The organism is Thioclava litoralis (assembly GCF_045278885.1).
Classification (GTDB): domain Bacteria; phylum Pseudomonadota; class Alphaproteobacteria; order Rhodobacterales; family Rhodobacteraceae; genus Thioclava; species Thioclava litoralis.
Genome location: NZ_CP135445.1, coordinates 40,672 through 51,992, shown reverse-complemented (window position 1 = coordinate 51,992; position 11,321 = coordinate 40,672). Strand labels below are relative to the sequence as shown.

11 protein-coding genes are annotated in these 11,321 nt (G+C 62.3%); 8 read left to right on the top strand and 3 right to left on the bottom strand.

Features of this window, described 5'->3' with window-relative positions:
• Positions 1-48: 48 nt before the first annotated feature.
• Positions 49-324 (bottom strand): hypothetical protein, encoded by a 276-nt coding sequence (locus RPE78_RS16055; protein WP_330629482.1) that lies wholly within the window; start codon positions 322-324, stop codon positions 49-51.
• Between the two features lie 149 nt (positions 325-473).
• Here RPE78_RS16055 and RPE78_RS16050 point away from each other — a divergent pair, with 149 nt between their 5' ends.
• From RPE78_RS16050 to RPE78_RS16030, 5 genes are all read left to right on the top strand, one after another.
• Complete coding sequence (locus RPE78_RS16050; RefSeq protein WP_330629481.1) at positions 474-1,247, top strand: M48 family metallopeptidase; 774 nt, start codon at positions 474-476, stop codon at positions 1,245-1,247.
• Positions 1,248-1,322: 75 nt separating this feature from the next.
• Positions 1,323-2,582, top strand: a complete 1,260-nt coding sequence (locus tag RPE78_RS16045; protein WP_339109974.1) for a DUF2254 domain-containing protein — start codon at positions 1,323-1,325, stop codon at positions 2,580-2,582.
• 103 nt (positions 2,583-2,685) lie between these two features.
• Complete coding sequence (locus tag RPE78_RS16040; RefSeq protein WP_339109973.1) at positions 2,686-2,994, top strand: DUF6455 family protein; 309 nt, start codon at positions 2,686-2,688, stop codon at positions 2,992-2,994.
• Between the two features lie 58 nt (positions 2,995-3,052).
• Complete coding sequence (locus tag RPE78_RS16035; RefSeq protein ID WP_330629478.1) at positions 3,053-3,307, top strand: DUF6455 family protein; 255 nt, start codon at positions 3,053-3,055, stop codon at positions 3,305-3,307.
• A 601-nt stretch (positions 3,308-3,908) separates the two neighbouring features.
• Entirely contained in the window at positions 3,909-5,831 is a 1,923-nt protein-coding gene (locus RPE78_RS16030; protein ID WP_330629477.1) for a methyl-accepting chemotaxis protein, read from the top strand.
• Between the two features lie 40 nt (positions 5,832-5,871).
• On the opposite strand, the gene RPE78_RS16025 is transcribed toward RPE78_RS16030, so the two are convergent.
• On the bottom strand, positions 5,872-6,570 hold the full coding sequence (locus RPE78_RS16025) for a GntR family transcriptional regulator (RefSeq protein ID WP_339109972.1): 699 nt from the start codon (positions 6,568-6,570) through the stop codon (positions 5,872-5,874).
• A gap of 79 nt (positions 6,571-6,649) precedes the next feature.
• Between RPE78_RS16025 and RPE78_RS16020 the strand changes: the two genes are divergently transcribed.
• The 3 genes from RPE78_RS16020 (at position 6,650) to RPE78_RS16010 (ending at position 10,332) form a co-directional block, all read left to right on the top strand.
• Positions 6,650-7,996: a glutamine synthetase family protein gene (locus RPE78_RS16020; protein ID WP_330629475.1), complete on the top strand. Its 1,347-nt coding sequence runs from the start codon at positions 6,650-6,652 to the stop codon at positions 7,994-7,996.
• The gene (locus RPE78_RS16015; RefSeq protein WP_330629474.1) at positions 7,996-9,297 is read left to right on the top strand and encodes an FAD-binding oxidoreductase; all 1,302 of its coding nucleotides are present in this window, start codon (positions 7,996-7,998) and stop codon (positions 9,295-9,297) included. The genes RPE78_RS16020 and RPE78_RS16015 overlap by 1 nt, the downstream gene beginning before the upstream one ends.
• 99 nt (positions 9,298-9,396) lie before the next feature.
• Positions 9,397-10,332, top strand: a complete 936-nt coding sequence (locus tag RPE78_RS16010; protein WP_330629473.1) for an MYG1 family protein — start codon at positions 9,397-9,399, stop codon at positions 10,330-10,332.
• Positions 10,333-10,416: 84 nt separating this feature from the next.
• Here the strand turns inward: RPE78_RS16010 and RPE78_RS16005 are convergent, their stop codons facing one another.
• On the bottom strand, positions 10,417-11,223 hold the full coding sequence (locus RPE78_RS16005; RefSeq protein WP_330629472.1) for an SseB family protein: 807 nt from the start codon (positions 11,221-11,223) through the stop codon (positions 10,417-10,419).
• Positions 11,224-11,321: the final 98 nt, after the last annotated feature.

Here is an 11,321-nt window from a genome sequence, read left to right as displayed (position 1 = left end):
TTCAGGGCAAGAAACCATAGAAAACAGAAAGCGCGCGGCGCGCAGGGGTCAGTCTTCGGAGGCGGTGTCGCCCTCGGTGGTATCGATCTGCTTCATGCGATAGACGCCCTCCGGCAGGTTGAGGGAGGCCGCCAGTTCGCGAAGCTGTGCATGAGAGAACACGACCCGTTGGACCGTGTCCGTCTGTTCGTCTAGCTGCTCGACAACAACACAATCCTCGAAGGATTCAATCTTGATGTCTTCCTGCAGGTAATCCCGTGGGTCATCGCCCTCGTCAACGAGGGTGATCACGGTGGCGTCAAATTCGTGCTCGATGGTGAACATAAGGAAAGTCTGGCAGATATTCCTGCCGCCCGCCAGAGCAAATCGTGCCTTGTTTACACTGCCTTGAAAATTGATCGCACAGGCTCTTCCCACCTATGGGGAAGGGGGCTAGGCTGAACGGATGCCCCTTTGGAAAGGACCTGCCCATTATGCGAATTTCGGTCTTGTGTGTTTCGGCTCTTGTGGTGCCTGCGTTTCTGGCACTGGCGGGCTGTGCGACCGATCCGATGGCAACCAACGGGGCTGCGGGGCGCGACGGGGAAGCGATGAACTTCACCCAGAGCACCCAGCTTCTGTCACCCGAGGCCGCGGCAAAGAACTTCATGGCCGCCGCGCATCGGATGGAGCCGGTGATCGAGGACTACTGCCGCCATCACCAGCTGGCCCAGACCCATAGCTGCGATTTCCGGATCATGGTGGATGACCGCCCCGATCCCGAGCCGAATGCGTTCCAGACCCTTGACGAGCAGGGCCGCCCCGTTCTGGCCTTCAACCTGACGCTGATCTCGCAGGCGATCAATCAGGACGAGCTGGCCTTTGTGATGGGCCATGAGGCGGCGCATCATATTCTGGGGCATCTGGCGCTCAAGGCCGATGATTCCGAGACGGGGGCCGTGCTGATGGGCACGATCATCGCCTCGCAGGGGGCCTCGAACCGTCAGGTGCGGCAGGCGCAGCATCTGGGGGCAGAGATGGGCGCGCTGACGCGGGCCAAGGATTACGAGATGAAGGCCGATAGTCTGGGCACGGTTCTGGCCTATCGCGCGGGCTACAGCCCGATCCGCGGGGCGCAGTTCTTCAAGCGCATCTCGGACCCCGAGCAGGATATCTTCAGCAGCCATCCCTCGAACCGCGCGCGCATGGCCAATGTGCGCGCCACGATGCGGGCAATCGAGAGAAAGCGTGTGGCGTCCAAGGTCTGACAGGCTTGGCAGGCGGGGCTGATGCGCTAGATCCGCACTGCATGGCATGGGGACATGCGCGATGAAGGAGGCGGCATGTCGCGTTGGCGCTGGCATATCAAACGGGTGTTCGAGCGGATCTGGGTGCGGGTCAGCGCCTTCGGGGTTCTGGGGGTTCTGACCGCCTTGGGGGCTGCGGCCATCGGGCGGCTGGTGCCCGAGGATCTGGGGTTTAGCGTCAGTGCCAATGCCATCGAGAGCCTGCTTGAGATCATCGCCTCGTCGATGCTGACGGTGTCGACCTTCTCGCTGTCGATCATGGTCTCGGCCTTCAGTGCCGCGCAGGGATCGGCGACGCCTCGGGCGATCACGCTGCTGCAATCGGACCGGCTGACCCAGCATGTGCTGGCCTCTTTCATCGGGGCCTTTGTCTATGCGCTGGTGGGGATCATCACTCTGGAAACCGGCATTTATGGCGATTCCGGTCGGCTGGTGCTGTTTGCGGTGACCATTGCGGTGGTGGCGGTGATTGTCATCATGCTGCTGCGCTGGATCCAGCACCTGAGCGAGTTCGGGCGCCTCGAGGACACCGCCTCGCGGGTGGAGGAGGCCACGCGACAGGCGTTGATGCGGCGTGCCGAGGATCCGGTGCTGGGCTGCGCCGACTGGCAGGAGCCGCCCGTGGGAAGCTGGCCGGTAATGGCCGAAGGGGCAGGGCATGTGCAGCATGTGGACCCCGATTATCTGCAGCAGATCGCCCAGATGATGGATTGCCGGATCTGGATACTGGCGCAACCGGGCACCTTCGCGCATCCGGGAACGGTGCTTTTGCGGTGCGATGCGCTGCTGGAGGATGCGCAGGCGCGGCGCGCGGCGGAGGACAAGATGCGCGCGGGGTTCAGCATCGGCCATGCGCGTTCCTATGAGCAGGACCCCGAATTCGGGCTGCGCGCCATGTCCGAGATCGCGTCGCGGGCGCTGTCGCCTGCGGTCAATGATCCGGGCACGGCGATTGATATTCTGGGGCGGTTGATGGTGGTGCTGGTGGATTGGGCCCGCCATCGCCCCGCGCCGCAGGAGGTGCGCTGCCTGCGGGTCATGGCCCGCGAACTGGATCCCGAGGGGCTGATCCGCAATGCGTTCGATGCGATCGGGCGCGACGGGGCGGCCCAGATCGAGGTGGCAACGCGTTTGCAGGATGTGCTGGCGGGGCTTTGCATGACCGACCGCCGTTTTGTGGTGCCGGCCCGTGCGATGGCGCAACGGGCGGCGGCGCTGTCGGAACAGCAGATGGCCCTGCCCGAAGATGCGGCGTCCATTCGCGCCCGCGCGGCGGCGTTGGGAAATGTAACGTAGGGTTGCGAAGCGCCGGTTGATCCATATCAAAGTTTAACCGATGCCGGTGGTGCACCTTTGGCGGCATGGGGCCAAAGCGGCCCTTTATGTATTGGGGGCGCTGATGACCGATCCTAGAACGCTGAACAAACATGCCGCGCTTGTCTCCCGTATGGGCGATGTCGTGGGGGTGGATTTCACGCAGGCCAAAGCCAAGGGCCTGATGTCGGATACGGGATGGAGCGAGACGGTCACGCGCTGCACGAAATGCGCGAATCCGCAGGCGTGTCAGGGGTTTCTGGCCGCACAGGAGGCGCCGGAAGACCGCGAGGGCGTCGTGGCGCAGGCCCCCGATTATTGCAATAACCGCCTGCTGATGTCGCGTTTGCGGCGCCTTATCGACACCGATGACCGACCGATCGCGGCGGAATAGCGGCAAGACACCTGCCTTGGCCCCGCCTCGGGGCCTTTTTATTTCCAGAAAGAATTTGATGATCATTGATCAAGAGAACAGTCTGCATTTTTGGTTGCTGCGCGGGATGGCGCGGCGGGCGGGGATGGATGTCACCGACCTGCTGCACCGTCAGGCGCTGCCGCGCCACGAGTTCGACCGGATGGTCGATCTGTGCAGAACCTGTTCGCATGCCTGCGACTGCCTGTCGGAGCTGTCCTATTATCCGGCACATCCCGAAGCCCCTCCGAATTTCTGCAAGAACGCGCGTAATCTAACAATATTGCGAAACTGATAAATAATGCTTGCCTTTTGTTCTTCGGCCTTCAAGTATGCGCTCGGTGAACATGGTCCGGTCCCGCAGTGTCTTTGCAAGGGCAGTATAGCGGGGGTGGGACATGGCAAGGTGTTTGGGGTCTTCCCGTCGGGCAGATCCGTGTCGGTGTGAGTTAGCCACAGATTGCCTGCCTCTTCGAGAGGTGTATCGCAGCGCGCATCGGCTTGGGCCATGCGCGTGGCGAAGTGCTGCCATGCTCATTCCGAAGTATTCATTCGCGTCAGGACAGGCTAGAAGGGTCTCAAGGAATTCTTGAGGCTCCTCCTCCTCCCTGAGCCTCGGGACTACGCGGCGGCTTCCTCTCCTCCTCCCTGGAAGCCGCCGTTTCCTTTTCTCCCTTCGCCTCAAGATCTGCCGCTGTGTTGACGCATGGTGATTCTGCAACTCCGTGGGGAAACGGGGCCTTCCGGCGCTGCCTGTTTTCGCGGCATAGTGGTGGGCGGATTCAATAAATACAAATATTCCAATGTGTTATTTTGTGACCATTCCGGTGTTCGGCTTATATTAAGTTTATCAGGCGATAACCTTTCCAATCGGATTACACACGGGATGTAACAAATTGGCTTGGTTCAAATCACTGCGGGCGCGCCTTTACGGGATCGTTCTGCTTGCCGCTTTAGCCCTGTTCGGGACGTCTGAACTTTTGCTGAAGTTTTCTGTCGATAATGCCTATCATATGCGCGAGCAGCACCTGCGCGATGTGACCCAGACGGCGGTCAGTATTCTGGAACATCTGCAGAAACAGGTCGAACAGGGGAAAATGACCCCCGATCAGGCGCGCGAGACCGGTCGCGAGGAACTGACGGCCCTACATTTTGAAGGCAGCGGATATTTTTTCGTTTTCGATACCGATATGGTCTATCAGGTCCATCCGCATAAGCCGGAATGGATCGGCAAGGACCAGTCTGCCTATGAGGATGTCAAAGGGCAGAAGATCTTTGTGGAGATGGGCAAGATTGCCCAGACACAGGGCGGTGGTCCGCTGGTCTATTATTTCAACAATCCCGATACGGGGGCGGTGGAAAGCAAGTTGGGCTATGTCACGCTGTTCCCCGATTGGAACTGGATCGTCGGGACCGGATCCTATGTCTCCGATATTGCGGCGTCCCTGTCCCATCTGCGCACAATGAGCCTGGTCACGATGGGGATCAGTCTGGCAATACTTGCGGTGATCTCGGGGCTGCTGGCGCGGGATACGGTGCGCCAGATCACCCGGATCAAGGGCCGGATGGAAGCGATGGGCGCGGGCGATACCGAAACGCCGGTGCCCTATATCACCTCCCAGACCGAGATTGGCGCGATGGCGCGGGCGATCGAGGGATTCCGGATTGCGCTGATCGAGAAGGCCGATCTGGACAGATTGCAGGCGCAGGCCGAGGCCGAGCGTCATCGCGCCGAGGAAGAGGCGATGCGCAAGCAGACGGAGCTGCGCGAGATGCAGGCGGTCGCCGAACGCGAAGCGCGCGAGAAAGAGGACCGGTTGCGCGAGGAAAACGAGGCGCAGCGCCGCGCCGCCGATGCCGAACGTCGCCGCCAGATGGAAGAGCAGGAACGGGTGGTGGGCCAGCTCGGGCAGGCTCTGGCAGGGATGTCGGATGGGGATCTGACGGTTGCGATCCATCAGGCGTTCCCCGAGTCCTACGAGGGGCTGCGGCGCGATTTCAACGCGGCCATCAAGAATATGGCCCGCATGGCCGGAGCGATTCGCGAAAGCGCGATCCGGCTTGAGGCCGAGACGGTGCAGATCGACCGTGCTTCGTCCGAACTGGGGCGGCGCACCGAGACTCAGGCGGCGTCGCTGGAGGAAACGGCAGCGGCGATGAACGAAATGTCATCTTCGGTCTCGAACGCGCTGGAAAATGCCCGCAATGCGACCTCGGCCGTGTCGCGCACCTTGCAGACCGCGACCGATGGCCACCATATCGTGCAGGGCACCGTGGAGGCGATGGCCGAGATCGAGAGAAGCTCCGAGCAGATCAACCGGATCACCTCGGTGATCGACGATATCGCGTTCCAGACCAATCTTCTGGCGCTGAATGCGGGGGTGGAAGCGGCCCGTGCGGGCGAGGCGGGGCGCGGCTTTGCGGTGGTGGCCTCCGAGGTGCGGGCGCTGGCGCAGCGGTCGTCGGAGGCCGCGCGCGATATCTCGCAGTTGCTGTCCACCTCCGAAGTGCAGGTGCGCAGCGGGGTCGAACAGACCAACCGCTCTTCCGAGGCGTTGACCCAGATCGAGGCGCTTATCCGCGAGGTGGATGGTATGGTGCGTTCGATCGAGGCCGGGGCCTCCGAGCAGGCCGCGGGCGTGTCCGAGATCACCAATGCGATCAACCAGCTTGATCAGGTGACCCAGCAGAACGCGGCCATGTTCGAGGAAAATTCGGCGGCGGTCAGGGCGCTTTCTGCCGAGACCCGTTCGCTGAAAGAAGAGGTTTCGGTCTTCCGTATCGAGCCGGAAGAGGAAAGCGAACAGCGCGTGGCATAAGATGGAAACCCGAGGAAAGGCCGCGAATTCGCGGCCTTTTTCATGAGGTTGGACCTGTTTCGGGCAGGCCCAAGGCCCTGCGCCCGACGCGAATCGAGCCATCTGTGATATCGGCACGCAGCGCGGTGCTGAGGGCCTCGCTTGCGCGGGCGCGCAGGGCGGCCAGCATCTCTTTATGGCGGTCGATCTTGTAGTGGTCGGTGATGCCGCCAAGCACATGGCGCTGGAACGGCCCGAGCTGTAGCCACAGGCTTTCGATCATCGGTTGGGCCGCATGATCGGGGTTGGCGCAATAAAGCATCCGGTGGAACACCTGATTGAGCCGTGTCAGCTCGTCCAGATCCTGACGCTGGATGGCCAGATCCATCTCGCGGTCAAGCGCCTCCATCTGGTCGATCTGCCGGTCCGTGATATGCGGCAGCGCCCGCAGGGCGGCATGGGTTTCAAGCATGACCCGCAGCGCGATCAGCTCTTCGAAACGGCCCGCCGTCATCTGCGGGATTTGCAGGCGGCGGTTGCCCAGCACTTCGATGCCGCGTTCGGAACTGAGACGGCGCACGGCCTCGCGGATCGGGGTCGGGCTGAGTTTCATCTGCTCGGCCAGCCCGCGCAGGGTCAGCTGCGTACCGGGGGCGATCAGCCCCAGCATCACCGCATGGCGGAGCCTCCGGTAACAATGGTCCTGCACCGTATCACCGGCATAGGGAGGCAGATCTGGAATACATGTTTCTTTGCTCATGGTCACCACGACGAGTTGACAGACTCTCATAATGCTATCACAATGAAAAAAATGCTATCACATTTTTGCGGGAGCAATCATGACAAGCCGCGTCAAACACGACCTGGAAAACGAGACGGATGTCGAGACCGTCTTTGCCTGTATCTGCGACCTGAACGGGGTCATGCGGGGGAAACGCCTGCCGATTGAACATGTCGACAAGGTCAAGAACGGCTCTTTGCGGATGCCCTTGTCCTTGCTGGGGATGGATATCTGGGGGGAGGATATCGAAGGGTCGGAGCTGGTCTTCGATACGGGCGATGCCGACGGGATCGGTGATTTTACGGGGCGGCCGTTGAGCCTGATCAGCTGGACCTCGCGTCCGGCGGCCTTCGCGCAGCTATGGATGGCCAATGAGGATGGCACGCCTTTCATGGGCGATCCGCGCCGCGCGCTGGCAAGCGTCTGCGACCGTTTCAAGGCGCTGGGGCTGACGCCGGTGGTCGCGACCGAGCTGGAATTCTACATTGTGGACCCTTCGGAGGCCACGCCGCAGCCGCCCTGTTCGCCGGTGACCGGCAAGCGGCTGGATAGCGATGGCGCGCTGTCGCTGGACGAACTCCAGCACTTTGACGAGCTGTTGAACGAGATCTATGACGCCTGCCGCGCGCAGAATATCCCCGCCGATACCGCGATTTCGGAAAACGGGGCAGGGCAGTTTGAAATCAACATGATGCATGTCGATGACCCGCTTCGGGCTGCCGATGATGCGGTGCTGTTCAAACGGCTGGTGCGCGGGATCACCCGCAAGCACGGCTTTGCCGCGACCTTCATGGCAAAACCCTACGGCGACCGCGCCGGTTCGGGGATGCATGTGCATTTCTCGTTGCAGGATAAGGACGGCAATAACGCCTTTGACAATGGCGGCGAAGAGGGCACGCCCCTTTTGCGCCATGCGGTCGCGGGGCTGTTGCGCACCATGCAGGAGAATGCTCTGGTCTTCGCACCGCATGAGAATTCCTTCCGCCGTCTGCTGCCCGGAAGCCACGCGCCCTCCTCGGTGGCTTGGGGCTATGAGAACCGCACCGCCGCGATCCGTATTCCGGGCGGTCACCATAAGGCCCGCCGGATCGAGCATCGTGTGGCAGGGGCGGATGCCAACCCCTATCTGGTGCTGGCCTCTATTCTGGGGGGCGCGCTTCTGGGGATCGAGGGCGAATGGCAGCCGCCGGAACCGATCGAGGGCGATGCCTATTCGCTGGATCTGGACCATCTGTCGCTGGATTGGGCCTCGGCTATTGACGCCTTTGCCCGCGGGCCGCATATCGAGCAGATCTACTCCAAACGTCTCAAGCGGATGTTCGTGCAATGCAAGCAGCAGGAGCTGCGCCGCTTCACCCGCCATGTGACCGATTTCGAATTCCACAGCTATCTGGAGGCAGTCTGATGTCTGTTTCTTACGCCGGAACGGGTGCCCATACGGGCAGCTATTATGCGGCTTCCGCCAACCCCGCACCGCTGCGCCCGCAGCTGGAAGGGGCACAGGAGGCCGATGTCTGCGTCGTCGGCGCAGGCTTTTCGGGGCTTTCGACCGCGCTGCATCTGGCCGAGAAGGGCTATCAGGTGACGGTCGTCGAGGGCGCGCGCATCGGCTGGGGCGCGTCGGGGCGCAATGGCGGGCAGATCGTCAACGGGCTGAACGCCAGCCTGCAGAAGATCGGTAAATCCTATGGTCAGGACACCGCGCGCTTTGTGGCGGGGCTGGTGACCGAGGGTGGCAAGATCATCCGCGAGCGCGTCTCGACCTATGGCATTCAATGCGATCTGAAGGATGGCAATGTGTTTGCCGCCTTCAATGATATGCATATGCGCGAGCTTGAGGAGAAAAAGCAGCTTTGGGAAAGCTATGGTCTGTGCGACCAGCGGATGCTGACCAAGGCGGAAATCCGCGAGCATGCCGCGACCGATCTTTATGTGGGCGGCATGATCGACCCCACGGGCGGGCATATGCATCCGCTGAACCTGTGCCTGGGTGAGGCGGCGGCGATTGAGGCCAATGGCGGCACGATCTACGAGATGTCTCCGGTGGTATCGGTGGACACGCAGGCGGCGCGTCCGGTGATCAAGACCGAAAAGGGGCAGATCACCTCCCGCATTCTGGTGCTGTGCGGCAATGCCTATCTGGGCCATGTGGTGCCGGATCTGGAAAACCGCGTGATGCCGGTCTCGACGCAGGTGATGGCGACCGAGCCCTTGGGCGAGGACCGTGCGCGCGCGTTGATGCCCGCCGATACCTGTATCGAGGATGTGCGCTATATCCTTGATTACTATCGTATGTCTGCCGACAAGCGGCTGTTGTTCGGGGGTGGCACCGTTTATGGCGGGACCGATCCGAAGGACATCAAGGCCAAGCTTTGGGGCAATATGATGAAGGTCTTCCCGCAGCTTTCCGATGTGAAGATCGACTATGCATGGTCGGGCAATTTCGCGCTGTCCTTCTCGCGCGTGCCGCAGATGGGACGGCTGGGGAATGCGACCTATTACGCGCATGGCTATTCGGGCCACGGCGTGACGGGGTCGCATACGTTCGGGCGGATTTTGTCGGAAGCGATCGACGGGGATGCCTCGCGCTTTGACGTCTTCGCCAAGCTGCGCTGGATCCCCTTCCCCGGCGGGCGGACCTTCCGCGTGCCCTATTCGGTGATCGGTTCGTGGTATTACGAATTGCGCGACCGTCTGGGGCTTTGACCGGACGACCGGCTTTGAGATCGGCTGCGGGCAGGGCTTGTGTTTCGACGCAAGCCCTGCCTATTTGCGGCCATTGTTGTTTATTGGAGGTCGCGCGCCATGACCATCACCCATCTTGTGACCCATTCGGGCGGTTTCCATGCCGATGAAGTGTTTTCGACAGTCGTTCTGACACGGCTTTTCCCTCAGGCCGAATTGGTGCGCACGCGTGATCCGCAATGGCTGGTGCCGGCAGAGGGCCGTGTGATTTACGATGTGGGCGGCGATTTCGATCCGGCCCGCAATATCTACGATCACCATCAGCGCGAGGCCCCTGTGCGCGAGGACGGTGCGCCTCTGAGTTCTTTCGGGCTGGTCTGGGCACAATTCGGGCGCGATTATCTGCGCAGCTCCGGCGTGCCGGAGGCCCATCTGGACGAGGTGCATGACGGCGTGGACCGCAGCTTCGTGCAGCCGGTTGATCTGGTCGATAATGGCAAACTGTCCCCTGGCGAGGCGGGGGCGCTTCAGGCGATGACCCTGCCGGGGCTGATCGAGACCCTGCGTCCGGTCTTTGACGATAAGGACCCCGAGGGGGAAATCCGCACATTCTGGCAGGCTGTAGGCATTGCGCGCGCCTTTCTGGAAGCGCGGGTGGCGCGTTCTGCGGCGAAGCTGCGGGCGGCGGGCATGGTGGCAGAGGCCATTGTCGCCGCCGGTGAGGGGCGTATTCTGGAACTGCCGACGGGTATGCCGTTCCGTCCGGCAGTGGTGAAGGCGGGGGCTGACCAGCTTTGGTTTGTCGTGACGCCGCGCGGTCCGGAAGACTGGACCTTGGGCACGATCCGCAAATTTGACGAGGGGTTCGAGAACCGAGCCGATCTGCCTGCCGCTTGGGCGGGGCTGAACGGTGTGGCGCTGGAAGAGGCCTCGGGCGTCAAGGGCGCGAAATTCTGCCATAACGGGCGGTTCATCGCCGCCGCCAATTCGCGCGAGGCGGTCATGGGGATGGCGCGGCTGGCGGTGGAGGACGCTTTGGCGCGCGGGGTCGTGTGAGGGGCGCTGCCCCTCTTGGGGCCTGACGGCCCCAATTCACCCCGGGATATTTAGAGCAGCTGGAACGGGTGGGCGCAGGCCGTCCTATCGCAGAATGGGCGGTTTGGACGGGTCCATGCCGGGGCCTTTGGGTTTTTCCTGCGGCGCGGCGGGAGCTTCCTCATGCTCATGCTCGGGGAGGTGCAGCACGAGCGCCTTGGCCAGCAGGCGTTGGGCGGCCTCGCTGTCCTCGTCGAGGAAGGTGACATCCAGCTCGCCCGCATCAAGGCCGGAGAATGTCAGCGCCTCGCCCATCGCTTTGGCGATGGCCGGACGCGCGCTTTCAGGGGTGCCCAGCAGGGCCAGAACATGGCCTTTATGACCGTCTTCATAGGTGACGCCGCCCAGAAGCGCGTGGGTGGCCGCGCCGATCAGTTGGTCGAATTTGGCTTCGAAGGCCGGAAGCAGTAGCCCGAGGATGGCGGGCGGAAGGGCGGGGGCCTCGAAGCTGACGGGGCGGCCTGTTATATGGGACGGGCTATGGGTCAGCGTTTCGCTGAGCCAGTCGAGGGCTTCGGGCGGCAGGAGCATGGCCGAGGGGGCCACGCCCAGATTGATGCCGAGGCCGATATTTTCTCCCACGAGATTCTGCGCGATGATCCGGCCGGGCAGGGCGGCATAGGGCATCGGGCCGTCGCAGAAGTCGGCCATGCGTTCTTCGGTATCGAAGGCAAGCACGAAGGCTCCGTCCTCGGCTTCGAAGACCTGCGGGCGGATGTCCTGCCCCTCGACCTCGTCTTCCAGCAGCAGGAAGAGTTCGGCATCGGCAAGGCGGTCGTAAACGGCCAGACGCAGGGCATCGTTTTCCGGTTCGGCGGTCATAGCGGCATGGGCGCGGTCATAGGGGGTCATCTGGAATCCTTCCGAGAGGCGGGCCGCAGGCAAGGCGGGCGGCTTCGGCCCAAAGCCCTATTGCGCGCGTTGGAGTATGGCAAGCCCGAAGGTCTTGT